Annotated in this window: 13 protein-coding genes and 1 tRNA gene; 5 read left to right on the top strand and 9 right to left on the bottom strand. The window is 65.4% G+C overall.

Going from position 1 to position 17,989, the window contains the following annotated elements; all coding sequences use genetic code 11:
- Positions 1-1,135, top strand: a 1,135-nt coding sequence (locus tag SIN08_RS13805; RefSeq protein ID WP_322452142.1) for a cadherin-like domain-containing protein, incomplete at its 5' end; no start/stop codon positions are given.
- A gap of 130 nt (positions 1,136-1,265) precedes the next feature.
- Here SIN08_RS13805 and recJ read toward each other — a convergent pair.
- The 5 genes from recJ to SIN08_RS13780 form a co-directional block, all read right to left on the bottom strand.
- Positions 1,266-3,050 (bottom strand): single-stranded-DNA-specific exonuclease RecJ, encoded by a 1,785-nt coding sequence (gene recJ / locus SIN08_RS13800; protein WP_322452141.1) that lies wholly within the window; start codon positions 3,048-3,050, stop codon positions 1,266-1,268.
- Positions 3,051-3,109: 59 nt separating this feature from the next.
- Positions 3,110-4,087, bottom strand: coding sequence for a class II fructose-bisphosphatase (gene glpX, locus SIN08_RS13795; RefSeq protein ID WP_322452177.1), 978 nt, complete (start codon positions 4,085-4,087; stop codon positions 3,110-3,112).
- Between the two features lie 153 nt (positions 4,088-4,240).
- On the bottom strand, positions 4,241-5,551 hold the full coding sequence (locus SIN08_RS13790; RefSeq protein WP_322452140.1) for a homoserine dehydrogenase: 1,311 nt from the start codon (positions 5,549-5,551) through the stop codon (positions 4,241-4,243).
- Positions 5,552-5,590: 39 nt separating this feature from the next.
- Positions 5,591-6,808 (bottom strand): LL-diaminopimelate aminotransferase, encoded by a 1,218-nt coding sequence (locus SIN08_RS13785; RefSeq protein ID WP_322452139.1) that lies wholly within the window; start codon positions 6,806-6,808, stop codon positions 5,591-5,593.
- 121 nt (positions 6,809-6,929) lie between these two features.
- The gene (locus SIN08_RS13780) at positions 6,930-7,226 is read right to left on the bottom strand and encodes a hypothetical protein (protein ID WP_322452138.1); all 297 of its coding nucleotides are present in this window, start codon (positions 7,224-7,226) and stop codon (positions 6,930-6,932) included.
- Positions 7,227-7,409: 183 nt separating this feature from the next.
- On the opposite strand from SIN08_RS13780, the gene SIN08_RS13775 reads away from it, so the two are divergent.
- From SIN08_RS13775 to SIN08_RS13760, 4 genes are all read left to right on the top strand, one after another.
- Positions 7,410-9,239 (top strand): class I poly(R)-hydroxyalkanoic acid synthase, encoded by a 1,830-nt coding sequence (locus SIN08_RS13775; protein WP_322452176.1) that lies wholly within the window; start codon positions 7,410-7,412, stop codon positions 9,237-9,239.
- Between the two features lie 286 nt (positions 9,240-9,525).
- The gene (locus SIN08_RS13770; RefSeq protein ID WP_322452137.1) at positions 9,526-10,626 is read left to right on the top strand and encodes a YcbK family protein; all 1,101 of its coding nucleotides are present in this window, start codon (positions 9,526-9,528) and stop codon (positions 10,624-10,626) included.
- Between the two features lie 75 nt (positions 10,627-10,701).
- Positions 10,702-10,777: transfer RNA gene (locus tag SIN08_RS13765), tRNA-Glu, on the top strand.
- Between the two features lie 426 nt (positions 10,778-11,203).
- Positions 11,204-11,713, top strand: coding sequence for a hypothetical protein (locus SIN08_RS13760; RefSeq protein ID WP_322452136.1), 510 nt, complete (start codon positions 11,204-11,206; stop codon positions 11,711-11,713).
- A gap of 69 nt (positions 11,714-11,782) precedes the next feature.
- Here the strand turns inward: SIN08_RS13760 and SIN08_RS13755 are convergent, their stop codons facing one another.
- The 4 genes from SIN08_RS13755 to SIN08_RS13740 form a co-directional block, all read right to left on the bottom strand.
- Positions 11,783-13,153, bottom strand: a complete 1,371-nt coding sequence (locus SIN08_RS13755; protein ID WP_322452135.1) for an NAD(P)(+) transhydrogenase (Re/Si-specific) subunit beta — start codon at positions 13,151-13,153, stop codon at positions 11,783-11,785.
- A gap of 3 nt (positions 13,154-13,156) precedes the next feature.
- The gene (locus tag SIN08_RS13750; protein ID WP_322452175.1) at positions 13,157-14,704 is read right to left on the bottom strand and encodes a Re/Si-specific NAD(P)(+) transhydrogenase subunit alpha; all 1,548 of its coding nucleotides are present in this window, start codon (positions 14,702-14,704) and stop codon (positions 13,157-13,159) included.
- Between the two features lie 111 nt (positions 14,705-14,815).
- Entirely contained in the window at positions 14,816-16,528 is a 1,713-nt protein-coding gene (locus SIN08_RS13745; protein ID WP_322452134.1) for a dihydroxy-acid dehydratase, read from the bottom strand.
- A complete protein-coding gene (locus tag SIN08_RS13740; protein WP_322452133.1) occupies positions 16,529-17,980 on the bottom strand; it encodes an NAD-dependent succinate-semialdehyde dehydrogenase in 1,452 nt (483 codons plus the stop codon).
- Positions 17,981-17,989: the final 9 nt, after the last annotated feature.

The raw sequence follows: 17,989 nt of genomic DNA, 5'->3' as shown, positions 1-17,989 counted from the left end.
CTACGACACGTTCAAGTACACCGTGCGCGACAACCACGGTGCGGAAGTGACGAAGGAGGTGAAGGTCAAGATCACCGGCCAGAACGACGCGCCGGAGGTGAAGGATGTGAATCTGACGGCGCAGGGCATCACCAATCCCAGCTTCGACGATACACCGAACCTGATCGGATGGCATATCGATCGGACGTCGATTAATTTTAACGGGACCGCAACAGTCGAGTTGGCCGAAAACAGGTACAGTTCAGGTGTAAGATTTAAAGGTGAGAATCTTCAGGACTGGGATCACTTCGCTCACGTTAGGCTTCAAGGAACCGTCGGCAAATACTATACCGCATGGGGACCAACATTAACGAGTGATCCATTCGTGGCCGAGAAGGGCACGACTATCGAAATGGACTTATCTGGCTATAAATATTCAAAAGTATGGACTGGTGAAAAAACACACGATGAAACAAATATTGAAATTTTCATTACAAACACTCTAACGGGAGAAGTAAAAGAAATATCTCAAATTGATAGAATGGGTCATTTTAGTTATAAAATACCTGATACCGGAGAATATAAAATTTCATTCAGAGCTGATGGCATTGACAGAAGCGGCGATGGGAAGATCGATGTCGACCTTTATATTGACAATGTCTCCGTGGATACGGGAATCGTAGGAACGCATCACGACTACACCTTCGACAAGAGCCAGTTTCTGGCCGGCGCAAGCGATGTGGAAGGCGACAAGCTCGACGTCACCTCGGTTTCCAAGAGCGCCCTCGGCGCCAAGGTCTGGATCGGCACGGACGGCAAGATCCACTATGATGCCACGGGGCTGAAAGACCTCGATACCGGCAAGATCTACGAGGACTCCTTCAAGTACACCGTCTCCGACGGGCATGGTGGGACGACGGAGGCGACCGCGAAGATCAAGGTGTACGGTGACGGCAAGATCGCCGAGGACAAGCCCGAACCCGAGCCTCGGGCGGCCAATGACAACCCGCTGAACGACCTGTTGTCGCTGTTCGACGACAATGGCGGCCGCCACCACGGTCCCACCGAGGACAACGGTGCCCGCCAGGCCGACAACGGCAATCACCATCCGGCCCTGTTCGACGACAACAACACGGCCCATCTGATGATCGCCTGACGATACTTTCCCCACCCCGGCGCCCATGCGCCGGGGTGACCGGGACATTCCTGCCGCCGCAGCCCTGCGGCGGCTTTTTTTTGCCGCATGCGTCTCTTGGCGTGGCGGCCGCATCGAGCGGACCGAACCCTCAGTCCTTCGCCGCGTCGAGCACCCGCAACTGAACGGACCGCGTCCCGTTCCAGTGGTTGGCGGCGAGCGTGCCGGCGACGTGGACCGGCGCCCCCCGGTTCTTGAACAGGAAATTGCCGAGATCGGTCTCGGCGGCCCGGAAGGCGATGGCCTGAAGGCGCGCGCCGGAATGGGCGCGAAGGTCGAGCCGCACATGGCCGTTGCCGACGAGCCGTGCATCCGCCAGCCGGTGGCGCGGCAAGGCGAGCACGGGCGCGGGATGGCCGGCGCCGTAGGGTCCGGCCGCATCGAGCGTGTCGAGAAGGTCGAAATTCGCGCCCTCGGCCGACAGCGCGGCATCGATCTTCAGGCTTTCGGATTCGCGCAACGCCGAGACCGCGGAAGACGCCCTCTCCTCGAAGAGGGCACGCAGCGCGCCGAGCTTCGCCCGCTCCACCGTGATGCCGGCCGCCATGGCGTGGCCGCCACCCTTGACCAACAGTCCCTCCGAGACCGCCTCGCGCACCAGCCGGCCGAGATCGAAGCCGGCGATTGAGCGACCGGAGCCGGTGCCGGTCCCGTTCGGATCGAAGGCGATGGCAAAGGCGGGGCGGCGCGCGTGGTCCTTCAGCCGCGAGGCGATCAGCCCGACGATGCCGGCATGCCAGCCCTCGCTCGCCGTGACCACCACCGCCGGGCCCTCCCCCGCAGCAAGCTCGGCATCGGCCTCCGCACGCGCCTCGGCGAGCATCGCGGTCTCCATCTCCTGGCGCTCCCGGTTCAGCCGGTCGAGCGTGGCGGCGATCTCCTCCGCTTCGCCCGCCTCGAGCGCGGCCAGAAGATTGCTGCCGAGCGCCGCATTGCCGATGCGCCCGCCGGCATTGATGCGAGGCCCGATCATGAAGCCGAGATGGTGGCAGTTGAGCGGCTCGCCGATGCGCGAGAGGCGCGCGAGCGCGGCAAGCCCCGGTGTCTGCATCTGCCGCGCAGCCAGAAGCCCCTTGACCACGAAGGCCCGGTTGACGCCCGTCAGCGGCACCACGTCGCACACGGTCGCCAGCGCCACCAGATCGAGTAGCGACAGAAGATCGAAGGCCGGGGTGGCGGGCAGCTTCGCCTTGAGGATGCGCGCCGTGCGCACCAGTGTCAGAAAGACGACGCCGGCGGCACACAGATGCCCCTGGCCCGACAGATCGTCCTCCCGGTTGGGATTGACGACAGCCACCGCCTCGGGCAGCGCCCCGCCCACCTGATGGTGGTCGAGCACGACGACGTCCGCGCCCGCCTCGTTGGCCGCCTCGACCGCAGCCGCGCTGTTGGTACCGCAGTCGACGGTGACGATCAGGCTTGCCCCCCGCCGCGCCAATTCGCGCATGGCCTCGGGATTGGGGCCGTAGCCCTCGAAGATGCGGTCGGGGATGTAGATCTCGGACGCCACGCCATAGTGGGCGAGAAAGCGCTTCATCATGGCCGAGGACGCCGCCCCGTCGACGTCGTAATCGCCGAAGATCGCCACGCGCTCCTGCCGGCGCGCCGCCTCGGCAATGCGTTCGGCCGCCGCCTCCATATCCGTCAGCGAGGCGGGATCGGGCAAAAGGTCGCGGATCGAGGGAGCGAGAAAACGCGCCGCCTCATCCTGGGAAACGCCGCGCCCGGCCAGAACGCGGGCGACGATTTCCGGAAACCCATGGCTCTGGGCCATGCCCAGCGCCAGGTTCTCGCCGCGCGCATCCAGCCGGTGCTCCCAGGCCACACCGCGCGCCGACTGTTTTACGTCGAGGAAATGCCGTCTTTCGCCGCTCAACCCGTTCTCCCGTCGCTCAAGCGGAAACTAGCCGGTCGACGGGGTGAATTGAAAGCGTTTCAGAACTTATCCAGATCCTGATGCCGCGCCTTGATCTCGCGCACGGTGCGCGAGGAGGATCGCATGACGATCGTGTGGGTCTGGATCGAGTCGCGCGCGAACTTGACGCCGGCAAGCATGTTGCCATCCGTCACGCCGGTGGCGGCAAAGAGCACGTCGCCGCTCGCCATCTCCTCCATGCGGTAGACCTTGCCCGGATCGGAAATGCCCATCTTGGCCGCGCGCGCCACCTTCTCTTCCGTGTTGAGCTGCAGGCGCCCCTGCATCTGGCCGCCAATGCAGCGCAAAGCCGCGGCCGCCAGCACGCCCTCAGGGGCGCCGCCGATGCCCATATAGATGTCGATGCCCGTCTCCTCTGGGTCGGTGGTGTGGATCACGCCGGCCACGTCGCCGTCGCCGATGAGACGGATCGCCGCCCCCGTGGCCCGCACCTCCTCGACGAGGCGCGCATGGCGCGGCCGGTCCAGGATGCAGGCGGTGATCTCGGACACGGAAACACCCTTGGCCTTGGCCAGGTTCTCGATGTTCTCCGCCGCCGGCGCATCGAGATCGACGACACCGGCCGGAAAGCCCGGCCCGATGGCGATCTTCTCCATATAGACGTCCGGCGCGTAAAGCAGGCTGCCGCGTTCGGCGATGGCGATGACGGCGAGCGAATTGGGCAGGTTCTTGGCGCAGATGGTGGTGCCCTCCAGTGGGTCGAGGGCGATATCGACGCCCGGCCCCTCGCCCAGGCCAACTTCCTCGCCGATATAGAGCATGGGCGCCTCGTCGCGCTCGCCCTCGCCGATCACCACGGTGCCCTGGATCGGCAGACGGTTCAGTTCGGTGCGCATGGCGTCCACCGCCGCTTGGTCGGCGGCCTTCTCGTCGCCGCGCCCGCGCAGCCTGGCCGCGGCGACGGCCGCGCGCTCGGTGACACGGACGAGTTCCAAGGTGAGGATCCGGTCGAGGCCGGCCTGGGGGCTCTTCGGCATAAAGGTCATCCCTGTTCTCCCGGAGGGGGCACGGTGAGCGAAACGGCACCGCGCGTGCTTTATGGATGTCTTGTGGCAAAGTGCGCAGGCGACGGCAAGAGTCGCCCCGCCCACCTTACAAACATGAATCGATTGAATAATTGTGACGGGCGTTCAGGCCGCCCTCTCGATGCGGATGACCTGCGGCTTGCTCGTCAAATGGCCGTCCTCGGTGACGCCGGCCACCGCCTTGCGCACGGCCGCCTCCATCGTCTCGTGGGTAACGAGGATTACCGTCTTGTCCTCTTCCTTGCCCGCTTCGCCGTGCTGGACGATGGATTGCAGCGAAATGCCGTTTTCGGCCATGCGCCGGGCGATCGCCGCGAAGACGCCGGTGCGGTCGTGCACGGTGAGCCTGATGAAGTAGCCGCCGGCATGGGCGCGCATGCGTGCCCGCTCATAAGCCGCCAGTTCCTTCGCCGGCCAGCCGAAGACGGGACCGTGCTGGAACCCGGGACGGCTCTTGGCGATATCGGCGATATCGCCGATAACCGCCGAAGCCGTGGCGTCACCCCCGGCACCGGGGCCCGACAAGAGCACCTCGCCCAGCATGTCGGTCTCGATGGCGACCGCATTCGTCACCCCGTGCACCTGGGCGATCACCGAACTCGTCGGCACCATGGTGGGATGCACGCGCTGCTCGATGCCGGTATCGGTCTTCTGCGCCACGCCCAAAAGCTTGATGCGGTAGCCCAGCTCGCTTGCGGCACGGATGTCGGCCTGGGTGATGTTGGAGATACCTTCCAGATAGACGTCATCGGCCGAAATGCGGCAGCCGAAGGCGAGGCTCGTCAGGATCGACAGCTTGTGGGCGGTGTCCTGGCCCTCGATGTCGAAGGTCGGATCGGCCTCCGCATAGCCGAGCTTCTGCGCGTCCGCCAGGCAGTCCTCAAAGGACAGCCCCTCCTCTTCCATGCGCGTGAGGATGTAGTTGCAGGTGCCGTTCAGAATGCCGAAGACCCGGCCGACGCGGTTGCCGGCCAGCGCCTCGCGCATGGTCTTGATGATTGGGATGCCGCCGGCCACCGCCGCCTCGTAATTGAGGAGCACGCCGTTTTTCTCGGCGATCTCGGCAAGCGCGACACCATGGCGGGAAAGCAGCGCCTTGTTCGCCGTCACCACGTGACGCCCGGCCTCGAGTGCGGCGCGCACGGAGGCGAGCGCCGGCCCGTCCTCGCCGCCGATCAGTTCGACGAAGACCTCGATTTCCGGTGAACGCGCCAGCGCCACCGGATCGTCGAACCACTGCGCGTTGGCAAGATCGATGCCGCGGTCGCGGTCGCGGTCGCGCGCCGATACGGCCACCGCCGTGATCCCGCGCCCGCACTGCCGCGTGAGATCGGACGTCTTGTCCTGAAGCATCCGCACGACACTGGCACCCACGGTGCCCAGACCGGCAATTCCAACGCGCAAGGCTTCAGCCATATCGGGCGTGTCCCTCCGATTTTCGAGTTGATGTGATTGTCAGCGCCGCGCCGCCAGCGCCACGACATTGTCCGGCGTTTCGCCAGCCGTTGCCAGGAAACGCTTGATCGAGCGGGCGGCCTGGCGGATGCGGTGCTCGTTCTCGACAAGCGCGATGCGCACGTAATCGTCGCCATGTTCGCCGAAGCCGACGCCGGGCGCGACGGCCACTTCCGCCTTCTCGACGAGGACCTTGGAGAACTCCAGCGAGCCCATGGCCCGGAAGGGCTCCGGGATCGGCGCCCAGGCGAACATGGTTGCCGGCGGCGGCGGCACATGCCAGCCGGCACGCCCGAAGGCTTCCACAAGAACGTCGCGGCGGCGCTGATAAACGCTGCGCACCTCTTCGATCTCCGTCCCGTCCGAGTTCAATGCGGCCGCCGCCGCCACCTGGATCGGCGTGAAGGCGCCGTAGTCGAGATAGGATTTGACGCGCGAGAGCGCCGCGATCAGCCGCTCGTTGCCGACCGCAAAGCCCATGCGCCAGCCGGGCATGGAAAAGGTCTTCGACATGGAAGTGAACTCCACCGCCACGTCCATCGCGCCGGGCACCTCGAGAAGCGAGGGCGGCGGGTTGCCGTCGAAATAGATCTCTGCATAGGCGAGGTCGGAAAGAACGATGATGTCGTGCTTGCGGGCAAACGCCACCACGTCCTTGTAAAAATCCAGCGAGGCGATGCACGCCGTCGGGTTGGACGGATAGTTGAGGATGAGCGCCAGCGGTTTCGGGATCGAATGGCGCACCGCTCGCTCCAGGGCCGGGATGAAGCCGTCATCCGGCTCGGCCTGCATGGAGCGGATCACCCCGCCTGACATGATGAAGCCGAAGGCGTGGATCGGATAGGTCGGGTTCGGGCACAGCACCACGTCGCCGGGCGCAGTGATGGCCTGCGCCATGTTGGCGAAGCCTTCCTTGGACCCCAGCGTGGCGACGACCTGCGTCTCCGGATCGAGCTTCACGCCGAAGCGGCGCGCGTAATAGGCCGCCTGCGCCCGGCGCAGCCCCGGAATGCCGCGGGAAGAGGAATAGCGATGCGTGCGCGGGTCGCGCACCACGTCGCAGAGCTTGTCGACGATCGCCTGGGGGGTGGGCAGATCCGGATTGCCCATGCCGAGGTCAATGATATCGGCCCCGCGCGAGCGGGCGCTGGCCTTCAGCCGGTTCACCTGCTCGAATACATACGGCGGGAGTCGGCGAATCTTGTGAAACTCTTCCATGGCGGCTTTTTCCGGTGGGATTGCTTACGGCCTATACACCCGTTCGCCCAGCCGGTCGATAGTGTCGAACGAACGCGGCAGCTTCACGGCGCCTGTGCCGAAAGGCGCCGCGGGCCGAACCCTATTGCCCGGCCGCGTCGATCTCACTCAGGGCGCGATCGCCATGGGAGCGGGCGAGCAGCCGCAGCCGCTCCTCTTCGCTAAGCGCCTGCGCGGAGGAGACCAGGGGCGTGGCCTGCCGCTGGCGAAGGCCCTCGAGTTCACCCGTCAGCCGCTGGCGGTCGCTTTCGGAAAGCTGAGGCGATGCCGCGGCGGCCGGAACGTTGATATTGGGATAGCCGTCGGGCGAGGTCGGCCTTTGCGGCGCCCCGGCTGCGGCTAGCGGCGCGGCCGACGGCACCGCGTCATCGAGCGACATCGACGTGCATGAGACAGGCAGGCCGAGCAGCGGAACCGCAAGCCACAGAGCCCGCAAAATGGGAGAATATTCTCGAATCCGGCCGGCAATTTTCATATGTTTTTTCGCTCGTCGCACTATTGTGAGAGTGCAAGTGGACAATAATGGCATACCGCGCTCGCGGGAGGTCACGCGCAGAGAATGATGCACTCGGGCAAGCAGGACAAGGAAAAAGCGAACGGCGGCACCAAGGCCGAAGCCTATACGGTGCGCGATCCGCAGCGTTTCGCGCTCAATCTCGCCCGCGCGCTGGAGGAGGCCGGCAAGGCGGCCGCGGCGTGGTCCGGTCCGCGCGAACGCGGCGAGGTCCGTGACGGCATGGCCGACCCGATGGCCGACATGGTGAAGACCTTCACGAAGCTGACCGAGTACTGGATGGCGGATCCGGCGCGGGCGCTGGAAGCGCAGACGCGGCTCTTTTCCGGCTACATGAACATCTGGGCCAATTCCATCCGCCGCATGCGCGGGGAAACGCCGGAGGCCGAGACGGTGGAGCCGGAGCCCGGAGACCGGCGCTTCAAGGACCCCGATTGGGCGAGCCACGCCTTTTTCGATTTTCTGAAGCAGGCCTATCTGGTGACGGCGCGCTGGGCAGCCGATCTTGTGGAGAACGCAGAAGGGCTCGATGAGGAATCGCGCCACAAGGCCCGCTTCTATGTGCGCCAGTTCACCGATGCGCTGTCCCCCTCCAACTTCGTCATGACCAATCCGCAGCTTCTGCGCGAAACGTTCGAATCGGACGGGGAAAACCTGGTTCGCGGCATGCGCATGCTCGCCGAGGACATCGCCGCCGGCAAGGGTGAACTCAGGCTGCGCCAGGCCGACTACTCGAAATTCGAGGTGGGCCGGAACCTGGCCACCACGCCGGGCAAGGTGGTCGCGCGCAACGCGCTCGCGGAGGTCATCCAGTATGCGCCGACGACACGGACGGTCCTGCGCCGTCCGCTGATGATCGTGCCGCCCTGGATCAACAAGTTCTACGTGCTCGACCTCAATCCCGAGCGCTCCTTCATCCGCTGGGCCGTCGAGCAGGGGCACACCGTCTTCGTCATCTCCTGGGTCAATCCCGACGCCAGCCACGGCGAAATGGGATGGGACGCCTATGTTCGCGACGGCATCGAATTTGCGCTCGACACGATCGCCGAGCGCACCGGCGAGCGCCAGGTCAACGCCATCGGCTATTGCGTCGGCGGCACGCTGCTGGCCGCCGCCCTCGCCCTGATGGTGCAGGAGGACGACACGCGCATTGCCTCGGCCACCTTCTTCGCCGCCCAGGTGGATTTCACGCACGCCGGCGACCTCAAGGTCTTCGCCGATGCCGAGCAGGTGAAGGCGCTCGAAAAGGCGATGGAAGAGAAGGGTTATCTCGAGGGAAGCCGCATGATGACGGCCTTCAACATGCTGCGCGCGCGCGATCTCATCTGGCCTTATGTCGTCGACAACTATCTGCGCGGCCGCGATCCCCTCCCCTTCGACCTGCTCTACTGGAATGCCGACTCCACCCGCATGGCCGCCGCCAACCACGCCTATTATCTGCGCAACTGCTATCTCGAGAACAATCTTGCCGAAGGCCGGGCGGTACTGCGCGGCAAGAGGCTTTCGCTGTCCGACATCCGGGTGCCCGTCTACAACCTGGCCACCGTCGAAGACCACATCGCGCCCGCCAGATCGGTCTTCCTGGGCTCGAAGCTGTTCGGCGGACCGGTCGAGTTCGTCCTCGGCGGTTCCGGCCACATCGCCGGCGTCATCAATTCGCCGACCATCGGCAAGTATCAGTACTGGACCGGCGGAACCCAGGCCGAAACGCTCGAGGAATGGGTCAAGAAGGCGAAGCCCGCCGCCGGGTCCTGGTGGCCCCACTGGCAGGCCTGGATCGAAAATCTCGATGCCGCCCGCGTGCCCGCACGCAAGCTCGACCGGCGTCGCAGGATGCTGGGCGACGCTCCCGGCACCTATGTCCGCATGCGCATCTGAGGCCGCTCCACGAGAGACCGGTTCCCGCAGCAGTCGCGTGCAAAACCAAAGGGCGGAAACCCGCTCCCGCCACCGGGCACGCGACAGCAAAAAGGTCCAAACTGTTGCATCCTGAGCACATTTCGGTTAGGCCTCTTACCGATTCACGGGCGCGTCGGGGCTTTTGAGACGATTGCGGGCGGCTTCCCGCAGAACCGATTGCCGAAGAGGGACGCTTTTGTCTGGCAAAAGTCCGGCCATCGCCGGAGTGAGAGGGGCATCTGACGCGACGACGCGGTGGCGCGCCTTGGGCGCGGTGATCGCCTGCGCACTCGCCGCTTCCTGCTCGACGTCCACCGACCCGTTCACCCAACTCGGCTTGACGTCCTCCGCCCTCGGCACCGCTAACCAGGAGCAAGGCAGCCAAACCGCGCTCCTGTCCGGCACTTCCAAGGAGGAGGAGCCATCCGCTCCCGCCGCCTCCAACCCGCGTGAGGAAAAGGGGCAGGAAACGGCCTCCGGCACGGTCTCCGACGAAGAGACACAAGTCGCTGAGGCGCAGGCACCGGCCGCCGGGAGCACCGCCACCGGGGAAGAAGAGCCGGCAGCGGTGCAGCAGGCCGCAGCAGGCGAAGAGCCCGCGCCTGAGCAGGGCGCCCGCGACGAAGCCGAAAGCGAGCGCGTCGAGGCCGCCGCGAACGGCGCCGAAGAGACCTCGCGCGGTTTGCTGTCCGCCTTCTTTTCCCCTTCCAAGCCGGAACCCGTCGCCGATCCGATTCGCGAAAAGGTGGACGAGCCCGTCGTCGAGGAAGCAGACGAGCCCACCGCTGAAACCGAAGAGAAGCCGAAGAAGTCGATCGTGGCGCTGACCGCCAACACCGAGGCGACGCCCATGCAGGCCTCCTTCAGCGGCGACGCGCTGCCCGGCGTGCGCGCCAAGGATCAGCTTTTCGAGATCAAGCGCAGCTCCGATATCGACGATACCAGCGATATCGACCTCTACGAGGACGGCGGCAGCTATCAGGTCGCGGCGGCCGCCGGCCTGGCGCGGCTTGCCCCGAACGGGCTTCTCAAGCAGCGCGAGAGCGTCGACGTCTCCTGCTTGAAGCCGAAGCTGGTGCACATGCTGAAGACGATCGAGCGTCATTTCGGCAAGAAGGTCGTGGTCACCTCCGGCTACCGCAGCCCCGAGCACAATCGGCGCGTGCGCGGGGCGCGCAATTCCCAGCACATGTACTGTGCAGCCGCGGACATCCAACTGGAGGGCGTGGGCAAATGGGAACTGGCTCGGTTTGCCCGCTCTCTGCCCGGCCGCGGCGGCGTGGGCACCTATTGCCACACGACCTCCGTGCATGTGGACGTTGGCCCCGAGCGTGACTGGAACTGGCGCTGCCGGCGCAAGCGCTGAGGAAAAATCTTCAGGGCGGCGCTTCAGACGGCTTGCCGCGACTGCCGAAGCTCTCTATAACGCGCCTCGTCTTACGCGCCCATCGTCTAGCGGTCTAGGACGCCGCCCTTTCACGGCGGAAACACGGGTTCGAGTCCCGTTGGGCGTGCCAGATATCCGCATTGGCGACATTCCGCATAAATCAATCGGATAGCAGGCGAACTTCATCTCCTCATCATCATCGCTGGCCCACCGTCAACGCCCCCGCCTGTTTCCTGACCGACGGCGGTCGAGGGTAAGGGCCATAGAGCGATCTTCTGCAATCTGAGGCCGATCCGCGGACAGCGAATGCTGTTTCTAAGGCCCTTCATGGCACGTGCCGGACGTCCAACAGAAGATTTTTTCGGCAAGGATCACTGCGTGTGCCGCGACTGGCACGCAGACCGTGCCGTATCCCAGGCAACGCGCCGGGCCTGCCAGCGAACAAGCTCCGGAACTCCAGTTCACATCATTTTTTCAGAACCCGTTTTTACGGAACAACGCATGGCCACAGACGGTTAGTGGTGGCAAATGTCCACTTCACTATGGAGCTATGAATATGAAACGCATTGTTGCACTGGCAGCCGCGTCTTTGCTGGCCTCATCGGCGTTCTCGTTCGCGCAGCAGAATGGCGGTAATGGCCTGAGCGGCGATGGATTGGGCGCGAACGGCTTCGACGCCGGGGATGTGCAGTCCGAAGCCCTGGGCCAAGGAGAAGACAACGAACAGCTTGGCGTCCGCGATGACGAGACTCGCATCGATGAGGGAACGACTGCGGCAGTCGGCGATGAGCCGTTCGATCGCACCATGTTCCTTATGGGAGAGCGGGATTTCGACCTGTCGTCCGTCGAACCGGATGCGGATGTCCGGGTCATCAGCCTGGCGAATATGAGCCAGGAGAACCGTCAGGAGCTGGAAGCTGCAATTGCTGCGAACGAGCAGTCGATCACCGAGCTCCGCACGGCGCTTTCCAACAGGGGCATCCAGGAGCTCGAACAATCCGTGATCGATAACACCGTGGCTGCCGAGGTGAACGCCAGGAACGAACTCGTCATATATGTGCGATAGGCATTCCTGCCTTCGGGCCGGCCCGCCAGGGGCCGGCCTGCCCGGCGTCAGCCGGAAGCTGGATAGGACTCACGCCCGCAGGCGCTCGACCAACTCTTCCAGCGACGCCTTGGCGTCGCCGTAATACATCCGCGTGTTCTCGCGGTAGAAGAGCGGGTTCTCGACGCCGGAATAACCGGTCCCCTGCCCGCGCTTCGAGACGACCACGTTCTTTGCGTTCCAGACCTCAAGCACCGGCATGCCGGCGATCGGTGAGTTCTCCTCTTCCTTGGCCGCGGGATTGACCGTGTCATTGGCTCCGACAACGACCACCAGATCCGTGTCGGCGAAGTCGTCGTTGATCTCCTCCATTTCGAGTACGAGGTCGTAGGGCACCTTCGCCTCGGCCAGAAGCACGTTCATGTGGCCGGGCAGCCGCCCTGCGACCGGGTGGATGGCGAAGCGAACGGTCTTCCCGGCCGCGCGCAACTTAGCCGTCAGTTCCGACAGCGCATGCTGCGCCTGGGCGACGGCGAGCCCGTAGCCGGGCACGATGATGACGCTTTCCGCCTCCCGCATGAGCTGCGCCACGCCGTCGGCATCGACCGGCATCATTTCGCCGTCGATCTCCTGGCCGGCTGCCTGAGCGCCGCCGAATCCGCCAAGCACGACGGACAGGAAGTCACGGTTCATGCCCCTGCACATGATGTAGCTCAAGATGGCGCCGGAGGAGCCGACGAGCGCCCCGGTGACGATCAGGAGATCGTTGCCGAGCATGAAGCCTGTCGCCGCCGCCGCCCAGCCCGAATAGCTGTTGAACATGGAGACGACCACCGGCATGTCGGCGCCGCCAATCGCCAGGACCAGATTGACCCCTAGGATAAAGGCGACCAGCGCGATGGCGACCAGGCTCCAAAGCTCCGCACCGGCGAGATAGGCGGTGCCGAGCGCGATGCAGGCAACAACCAGGGCCACGTTCAGCGCGTGGCGCATCGGCACAAGCACGGACCGGCTCGGAATGGCGCCCTGCAGCTTTCCCGACGCGACCAGCGAGCCGGTGAAGGTGGCCCCGCCGATGAAGATCCCCAACAGGATCTCGATATCGTGAATGATCTTCTGCGCGCCGGAATAGTCGCCCGGCGGATGAAGCGCACTGTTGATGCCGACAAAGACGGCGGCAAGGCCCACCAGCCCATTGAGAACGGCGACCAGCTGGGGCATCTGCGTCATCTGTACGCGCTGGGCGAAAAGAACGCCCACCCCGGCGCCCGCGATCATGGCCGGAAGCAGATACTGGTAGTTGCCCACCTGCGGCGCGAACAGGGTGGCGACGATGGCGATCGCCATGCCCGCCATGCCGTAGAAGTTGCCGCGCAGTGCCGTCTCATGGCGCCGCAATCCGGCGATCGACAGGATGAACAGAATGCTCGATCCCACATAGGACGCTGTCAAAAGACCCATGGTTCAACCCTTCCTGAACATGTTCAGCATGCGGCGCGTGACGTGAAAGCCCCCGGCGATGTTGATGGAGGCGATGAGCGCGGCCAGCACCGCCAGCGTCACAACCGTTCCCGATGACGCCTTGACCTGCAGGAGCGCGCCCAGGACGATGATGCCGGAAATGGCGTTGGTCACGCTCATCAGCGGCGTGTGCAGTGCCGGCGCGACGTTCCAGATCACCTGGTAGCCGACGAAGCAGGCCAGCACGAAGACGGTGAAATGGGCCATGAAGGCGGGCGGTGCGTAGAGGCCGATGAGCAGCAGGAGTGCCGCAACGCCCGCGAATCCGAGCGCGGCACCAAGGCCCTTGCGCACCTTCCCGGCTTCCTTTTCCTCCGTGGGGGCCGGAGCAACCTGCGGCCTCGGCCTTGCCGGAGCCGGCGCTGCGATCGCCGGCGGTGGCCAGGTGACCGCACCGTCCTTGACCACCGTCGCGCCGCGGATGACCGTGTCTGCCATGTCGACGACCGGCACGCCGTTCTTGTCGGGCGTCAGCTCGTCCACCATGTGCCGCAGATTGGTCGCGTAGAGCCCCGATGACTGGGTCGCCATGCGGCTCGGATAGTCCGTGTGACCGATGATCTTCACGCCGTTTTCCGTGACGACCACTTCGTCCGGCACGGTCAGGTCGCAGTTGCCGCCCTGCTCGGCAGCAAGGTCGACAACGACGGAGCCCGGCTTCATGGCCTCGACCATCTCCTTCGGCCACAGCTTCGGCGCCGGTCGTCCGGGCACGAGCGCGGTGGTGATGACGATGTCCACCTCCGGCGCCTGGGCGCGGAAGAGCGCCATCTCCTTGGCAATGAATTCCGGGCTGGCCGGCTTGGCGTAGCCCCCCTCGCCCGATGCATCCTCCTCGAAGTCGAGCATCAGGAAGGTGGCGCCCATGGATTCGATCTGCTCGGCCACCTCGGGACGAACGTCGAAGGCACGCACGACGGCACCCAGCGATTGCGCCGTGCCAATCGCCGAAAGGCCGGCAACGCCGGCACCGATTACCAGCACCCTGGCCGGCGGCATCTTGCCGGCCGCCGTCACCTGGCCGGTGAAGAAGCGCCCGAAATGGTTGGCCGCCTCCGTCACCGCGCGATAGCCGGCGATGTTGGCCATGGAGCTCAGCGCATCCATCTTCTGGGCGCGGCTGATGCGCGGTACGGCATCCATGGCGAGCACCGTCGCCCCTGTGGCGGCCAGTTTCTTCAGCAAGTCCGGCTGGTAGGCCGCGCCGATGAAGCCGATCAGCGTCTTGTCCGGACCGAGGCAGGCGATCTCGTCTTCGGCCGGCGGGCGCACCTTGAGGATGATGTCGGCTTTCCGCCACAAGGCCGGTGCGTCCGCCACGACTTCCACGCCGGCCTCCGCGTAGGCTTCGTCCGAGAAGGACGCGCCCTCTCCGGCGCCCGCCTCGATCAGGACTTCGTAGCCCAGCTTCTGCAGCCTGGCCGCGCTGTCGGGGGTCAGCGCAACGCGCCGCTCTCCCGCATGGATTTCCCTCGGTGTTCCGATCTTCATCATCATTTCCTCCGGGCACGGCTCCGCCTTCAGGCGGATCGCTCCGCCTGACGACAGGCCTCGTTGTTGTGGGATTGCGCCTCGGGCGAGCGAACCGCTCGCCGCCGGGCCCTAGGCTCCGACGGGTTTCATGATCGCGAAATCACACCCCTCGTCCGCTTGCAGTACCTGCTCGGCATAGAGCCGGTCGTAACCACGCCGCTCGGCCGCCGGGACGACGGGCGACGTGAACGCGGCCCGGCGCCGTTCCAGCTCCTCTTCCTCCACCAGAAGATCGAGCGTCCCTTCCTTAACCGACAGACGGATGCGGTCTCCGGTACGCACCAGCGCCAGCGGCCCGCCGACTGCCGCCTCGGGTGCCACGTGCAGGACGATCGTACCGAAGGCCGTGCCGGACATGCGCGCATCCGAAATGCGGACCATGTCCTTCACGCCCCTGGCCGAAAGCTTTTTCGGGATAGGCAGATAGCCCGCTTCCGGCATGCCCGCGCTGCTCTTCGGACCGGCGTTCTGGAGCACCATTATATCGTCTTCCGTGACGTCGAGGTCCGGATCGTCGATGCGCGCCGCCAGGTCCTCCAGAGAGGTAAAGACCACGGCCCGTGCTTCCTTTTCGAAAAGCCTCTTGTCCGCGGCCGAGCGCTTCAGGATTGCCCCGCGCGGCGCGAGATTGCCGAACAGTGCAACGAGCCCGCCTTTCGGCTCCAGCGGCTCTTCCGCGCTGGCAATGACATTGCGGTCGACGGGGCCGGGATCGGTCTCCAGACGGTCGCCGAGCGTCTCGCCGGTTACCGTCATGCAATCGAGATGGAGCAGCGGCCTCAGCTCGCGCAGGACCGCGCCAACGCCGCCGGCGTGGAAGAAATCCTCCATGTAGTTCGCGCCCACCGGCTTCAGGTTGACGAGAACCGGCGTCTCCTCGGAGATCTCGTTGAGCCGTTTCAGGGAGACCGGAATGCCCAGCCGGCCGGCGATCGCCGTCAGGTGGATAATGGCGTTGGTCGAGCCGCCGAGCGCCAAGAGCACGCGAATGGCGTTTTCGACCGAGCGCTCGGTAACGACCTGGCTCGGACGGATCGGCCGTTCGATCATGCGCGCAGCGGCAAGCCCCGTGGCCTCGGCGGCACGCAGCCGGTCGGCGTGGACGGCCGGTATGGCGGCCGTGCCCGGCAGCGACATGCCGAGCGTCTCCGCAACGCAAGCCATGGTCGAGGCCGTACCCATGACGGCACAGGTGCCGGCTGTGGTCGCCAGGCGGCTTTCGACCGTGTTGATCTCCTCGGTCGAGATTTCGCCGGCCCTGTACTTGCCCCAGAAGCGCCGGCAATCCGTGCAGGCGCCAAGCCGCTCGCCGCCGTAGCGCGAGGTCATCATCGGCCCGGCGACGATCTGGACCGCCGGCAGGTCCGCCGAGACGGCCCCCATGAGCTGCGCCGGCACCGTCTTGTCGCAGCCGCCCATCAGCACCACGGCGTCCATGGGCTGGGCGCGGATCATCTCCTCCGTGTCCATCGACATGAGGTTGCGGAACTTCAGGCTGGTCGGGTTCAGGAAGACCTCGCCGAGCGAGATGGTGGGAAACTCCACCGGCAGCCCGCCGCCCAGAAGCACGCCGCGCTTCACCGCCTCCAGCATTTCCGGGAAATGCCGGTGGCAGTTGTTGAAGCCCGAAAAGCTGTTGGCAATGCCGACGATCGGCTTGTTCAGCACCTCGCGCGAATAGCCCATCGAGCTGGCAAACGAGTTGCGCAGATAGATCGAGAAATCGCGATCGCCGTAATTGGTGAGCCCGCGGGCGAGCCCCTGAGATCTTTCCTCCACCATCTAGCCGGCCCGCTCCGAAAGCTTGACCTTCACATATTTGGTCTCGAGATAGTCATGGATGCCGAAGGACCCGCCCTCGCGCCCCATGCCGCTCTCCTTGATCCCGCCGAAGGGCGCCTCGGCCGTCGCCAGCAGCATCTCGTTGACGCCGACCATGCCCACTTCGAGATCCTCGTAGGCGCGCGTGGCGGTGCCAAGATCGTTGGAGAAGACGTAGCCGGCAAGGCCGAAGGGCAGCGCATTGGCGCGCGCGATCACCTCGTCGTAGCTCTTGAACCGCGTCAGCGGCGCCACGGGACCGAAGGGTTCTTCGCGCATGATGCGCGCATCGTCCGGCACGTCCCCGAGCACCGTCGGCTCGAAGAAATAGCCACGATTGGCCGCTGCCGGGGGATTGCCGCCGGCCAGCACCCGCGCCCCGCGAGCGGTCGCGTCATCCACGAGCTCCTTGATCGTCTCCAGCCCGCGGCGGTTCGCCATAGGTCCCATCTCGGTGCCCTCGTCGAGGCCGCGCCCGAGCTTGATCGAGCGGGCCACCTCGGCAAACCGCGCCGCAAAGGCATCGTATTGTGACTCATGCACGTAGAACCGCGTCGGCGAGATGCAGACCTGCCCGCAATTGCGGAATTTGGTGCGCGCACAGATCTCGGCGCTCTTTTCGGCATCCGCATCGGAAAACACCAGCACCGGGCCGTGGCCGCCGAGTTCCATGGAAACCTTCTTCACGCCGTCGGCGGCCAGATGCAGGATCTGCTTACCGACCGGCACGGAGCCCGTCAGCGACACCTTGCGCACCACGGGCGAGGAGACGAGGTAACGGGCGATCATGTCGGAATTGCCGGTGACCAGGTTCACCACCCCCTTCGGCAGGCCCGCGTCATGGCATGCCTGGACGATCGCCGCGCAGGAGGCCGGCGCCTCGCCAGCGGGCTTGATGATGATGCTGCAGCCGGCGCCAAGTGCCGCTGCGATCTTGCGCGCCGGCAGAAGCGCCGGGAAGTTCCAGGCGGAGAACGCCGCCACGACGCCGACGGGCTGGTGGATCACCGCCATGCGGCTGTCGCCCGTGCGGCTCTCGATGACCTGCCCGTAGATGCGCTTCGTCTCCTCGGCGTACCACTCGAACTGATCGGCGGTGCCGCCCACCTCACCTTTGGCTTCGGCGAGCGGCTTGCCGGTCTCGAGCGACATCGCCGTGGCGATCTCCTCCGCCCGCGCCCGGATCAGTTCGGCAACGGCGCGAATGATGCGCGCGCGCTCCCACGGCCCGGTACGGCGCCAGACCTCGAACCCGTTCCGGGCCGCCTCCAGGGCCGCGTCCAGGTCCGCCTCGCCCGCCACGGCGATCGTGCCCAGTGTTTCCTCCGTGGCGGGGTCCGTCACTGGGCGCGTCTCGCCGCTCGTGGCCGCGCGCCAGGTACCATCGATGTAAAGCTGCAGATCGGGATACATACGAGATTT

This window comes from Chelativorans sp. M5D2P16 (genome assembly GCF_034427935.1).
Taxonomy (GTDB): Bacteria; Pseudomonadota; Alphaproteobacteria; order Rhizobiales; family Rhizobiaceae; genus Chelativorans.
The sequence above is the reverse complement of the archived record's forward strand: the minus strand, read 5'-3'. Positions and strand labels throughout refer to the sequence as shown.

Bases quoted from the DNA above. Each gene is read 5' to 3' on its own strand.
- SIN08_RS13760 (WP_322452136.1), top strand. From the start codon at position 11,204: ATGAAACGCATTGTTGCACTGGCAGCCGCGTCTTTGCTGGCCTCATCG.
- SIN08_RS13785 (WP_322452139.1), bottom strand. From the start codon at position 6,808: ATGGAAGAGTTTCACAAGATTCGCCGACTCCCGCCGTATGTATTCGAG.
- SIN08_RS13745 (WP_322452134.1), bottom strand. From the start codon at position 16,528: ATGGTGGAGGAAAGATCTCAGGGGCTCGCCCGCGGGCTCACCAATTAC.
- SIN08_RS13750 (WP_322452175.1), bottom strand. From the start codon at position 14,704: ATGAAGATCGGAACACCGAGGGAAATCCATGCGGGAGAGCGGCGCGTT.
- SIN08_RS13780 (WP_322452138.1), bottom strand. From the start codon at position 7,226: ATGTCGCTCGATGACGCGGTGCCGTCGGCCGCGCCGCTAGCCGCAGCC.
- SIN08_RS13790 (WP_322452140.1), bottom strand. From the start codon at position 5,551: ATGGCTGAAGCCTTGCGCGTTGGAATTGCCGGTCTGGGCACCGTGGGT.
- SIN08_RS13775 (WP_322452176.1), top strand. From the start codon at position 7,410: ATGCACTCGGGCAAGCAGGACAAGGAAAAAGCGAACGGCGGCACCAAG.
- glpX (WP_322452177.1), bottom strand. From the start codon at position 4,087: ATGCCGAAGAGCCCCCAGGCCGGCCTCGACCGGATCCTCACCTTGGAA.
- SIN08_RS13755 (WP_322452135.1), bottom strand. From the start codon at position 13,153: ATGGGTCTTTTGACAGCGTCCTATGTGGGATCGAGCATTCTGTTCATC.
- SIN08_RS13740 (WP_322452133.1), bottom strand. From the start codon at position 17,980: ATGTATCCCGATCTGCAGCTTTACATCGATGGTACCTGGCGCGCGGCC.